The 3,173-nt window shown below is 61.7% G+C and carries 4 protein-coding genes and 1 pseudogene; all 5 read left to right on the top strand.

The genetic code is table 11. The annotated features are described in order from the left end of the window. Positions 1-178 precede the first annotated feature (178 nt). Entirely contained in the window at positions 179-493 is a 315-nt protein-coding gene (locus tag ACXJ7R_RS28550) for an ArsR/SmtB family transcription factor (RefSeq protein WP_457154746.1), read from the top strand. Positions 494-507: 14 nt separating this feature from the next. Then, positions 508-1,008, top strand: coding sequence for an SRPBCC family protein (locus tag ACXJ7R_RS28545; RefSeq protein ID WP_457154745.1), 501 nt, complete (start codon positions 508-510; stop codon positions 1,006-1,008). Positions 1,009-1,034: 26 nt separating this feature from the next. After that, positions 1,035-1,640: an ATP-dependent Clp protease proteolytic subunit gene (locus ACXJ7R_RS28540; RefSeq protein WP_457154744.1), complete on the top strand. Its 606-nt coding sequence runs from the start codon at positions 1,035-1,037 to the stop codon at positions 1,638-1,640. Positions 1,641-1,720: 80 nt separating this feature from the next. After that, on the top strand, positions 1,721-2,023 hold the full coding sequence (locus tag ACXJ7R_RS28535) for a hypothetical protein (protein ID WP_457154747.1): 303 nt from the start codon (positions 1,721-1,723) through the stop codon (positions 2,021-2,023). Positions 2,024-2,746: 723 nt separating this feature from the next. Further along, positions 2,747-3,173 (top strand): annotated as a pseudogene (locus ACXJ7R_RS28530) (excinuclease ABC subunit UvrA); the annotation flags it as partial.

Here is a 3,173-nt window from a genome sequence, read left to right as displayed (position 1 = left end):
CAGGAAACACGGGTTCAAGAACGTCGGCACCGGAACGCTTCACATCCACGCTGTGCTTGCGTCGCCAATCTTCGAGGCGACGTTTGATGGACCTGCCGGGGTGGTGAGGCGCTGGCTTCCGACCAGCTCGTAAAAACAGCGCTTGCCAAATCAATAAGTATCGACTTATGCTTTTGCCATGATCGAGGCAGAGATTTTCCGCGCCCTTGCCGACCCGACGCGCCGCGCCGTCTTTGAGCAGCTTGCCGCTGGCGAAATGAGCGTCTCGGAATTGCGCAACGGCATGACGGTGTCGCAACCCGCCGTCTCCCAGCATCTGGCGGTGTTGCGCAGCGCTGGCTTGGTGGTCGAGCGGAGAGCGGGCCGCAACGCCTACTACCGCGCCGATCCGCAAGGGCTTGCCCCCTTGCTCTCCTGGATCGAACGCTACCGGACCTTCTGGCCGGAGCGCATCGAAAGGCTGAAGGCGGTTTTGAAGGACATGGATCAATGAAGAGCATGGGATCAATGACAGACCAAAGCCACGCGGACACCAACACCGCGCCTGACGCGATCGAGTTTGAGTGCGACCTGCCGGAGCCACCGGAAAAGGTGTGGCGCGCGCTGACCGTGCCCGAGCTGCTCGCCGCATGGATGATGCCGAACGACATCAGCCCTGAGACCGGCAGCCGTTTTGCCTTCGCCGGGCCAGAGGCGGCGATCGAATGCGAGATCATCGACGCCGAGCCCGAACGGCTGCTGCGCTATTCCTGGCGCGAGCGGCCGCAGCCAGGCGATGCCGGGCCGCAGGCTCGGCTCGACAGCCCGCTCGACAGCATTGTCACCTTCACACTCGCCCGCACCGTCTCCGGCGGCACGCATCTGCGCATCGTCCATGACGGTTTTGCCCGAACGGCAATGCCCGCTGTTGCCATGGCCGGCGCCGGCTGCAGGCTTTCGTTGGGGTTCCGCAATTCAAGACGGCCGGCCGCAGCGAACACGCCTTTGCTGTTGCTGCGCGCGGCCTGAACAACGAAACGGACGGAGACAAAACAATGAGCGGCCTTGCCAGTCTGGTTCCGATGGTGATCGAGCAATCGAGCCGCGGCGAACGCGCCTTCGACATTTTCTCGCGCCTGCTGCGCGAGCGCATCATCTTCATCAACGGTGAAATCAACGACGACATTTCGGCCTTGGTCTGCGCGCAGCTGCTGTCGCTGGAATCGGACAATCCCGACAAGGAGATATCGCTCTACATCAACTCGCCTGGCGGCGTGGTGACCAGCGGCTTCGCCATCTACGACACCATGCAATACATCAGCTGCCCGGTGTCGACGGTGTGCATGGGCTTTGCCGCGTCGATGGCCTCGTTCCTGTTGATGGCAGGCACGGCCGGGCGTCGCATCTCGCTACCGAACGCCACCATCCTGCTGCATCAGCCGCTGGGTGGATTCCAGGGTCAGGCCTCCGACATCCAGCGCCATGCCGAGCGCATCGGCCAGACAAAGCGGCATATGGCCGAACTCTATGCGCAGCATTGCGGCCGCACCTATGAAGAGGTCGAGCGCACGCTGGACCGCGACCACTTCATGACGGCCCGCGAGGCTCAGGCCTGGGGTCTTGTCGACCATGTTTTCGATACGCGCAAACAGGCCGCGTGAGGCTGAAGCGCGTCGCCGGCTGTCGAAGATTTGACGACGCCGGTCTGGTCGCCTCGTCGACACGCCACTATAACTGGGCGATGACCGACACTCATCCGTCCAGAACGTTGCATCGCGTCATCGCTGTTGTCGTGGTCGCTATTGCCGGCTCCATGAGCGGCACCGCCCTTGCCGACGACAGCTCGCCAGCGGCGCCCAAAGGCGCCCTGCCCGGCGTGACCAGCGACTATCGCATCGCCAAGCCGGCTCCGCAGCCAGAACCCGACGACGCATCCCCTGGCAATGGGAACGGCCAGTTCAAGATCGGCAACACGGATGTCAGGATTTCAGGCAGCATCACTGTTGACGTAGGCGCTGGCGCCACCGGGCTGCCGCGCCACTGATTGCATGATCTGTCCAGCCTCGTGCGCCGCGCCATGGTCGACAAAACAAGCCGCGCATGAAAACGGCCCCGCCGTGCTTTGCGCAAACGGACGGGGCCTTTTTTGGATCTCAAATCCAATTTTTGCCGGGAGTGTACTGCCGGCGTTTGATTTCGGATGCTTCGCGGCATTCAGCCGTCGATCCGACTAGCAGTCTCTGATTTTTGTGGGATATGGCAGGTCACGGTTTGCCGGGTGGCGCAAACGCTAAACCCTGGCACTTATGCCTGCCGCGGCTCCAGTGACAACTGGAACCCTAGGGGACGATCCGGTGGCGTCATGGCTCCACTCCCTTGTCCGTTGCGACGTGTCGTCCCGAAGCACAAATCGCAGATGCCTGCGGCGTCTCGCAGGCCGCCTCTGGCGGCGAGGCCATCGAAAGACGGCCGGCTTCAGTTGACTTCTGGACACTGCTCCCSTGAGTCGGGGACGTCAACCATCAATAGCCGGTTACCGAAAAACGTGATCACCGGGAGGTTACGTACAAGTCAGTTTTTGCACAGCTTTGTCAGGAGCGTGTTCGGCCTTTGTTCTTTCCGCTTGCCGGTTCACGAGAAAGACGGTTAAACGCTTTTGTCGGGAATTGTGGCGTCTCTCGACGTGGCGGCAAAATTACCTACATAGGGGATGGCCGGGAAAACCCGCCATTCCAGGAAATTCCAGCTTCTGAGGCGGCGACCGGCCATGGCCGACCATAAATATCTTTCCATTCGCGGGGCGCGCGAACACAATTTGAAGAATGTCGATCTCGACCTGCCGCGTGACAGCCTGATCGTCATGACCGGCCTGTCCGGGTCCGGCAAATCGTCGCTTGCCTTCGACACCATCTATGCCGAAGGCCAGCGCCGCTATGTCGAGAGCCTGTCGGCCTATGCGCGGCAATTCCTCGAAATGATGCAGAAGCCGGACGTCGACCAGATCGACGGCCTGTCGCCGGCCATTTCGATCGAGCAGAAGACGACCTCGAAGAACCCGCGTTCGACCGTCGGTACCGTCACCGAAATCTACGACTACATGCGGCTTCTCTTCGCGCGCGTCGGCATCCCCTATTCGCCGGCCACCGGCCTGCCGATCGAAAGCCAGACGGTGTCCCAGATGGTCGACCGTGTGC

The organism is Mesorhizobium sp. P5_C1, from assembly GCF_054049815.1.
This window is presented reverse-complemented; position numbering and strand designations above follow the sequence as displayed.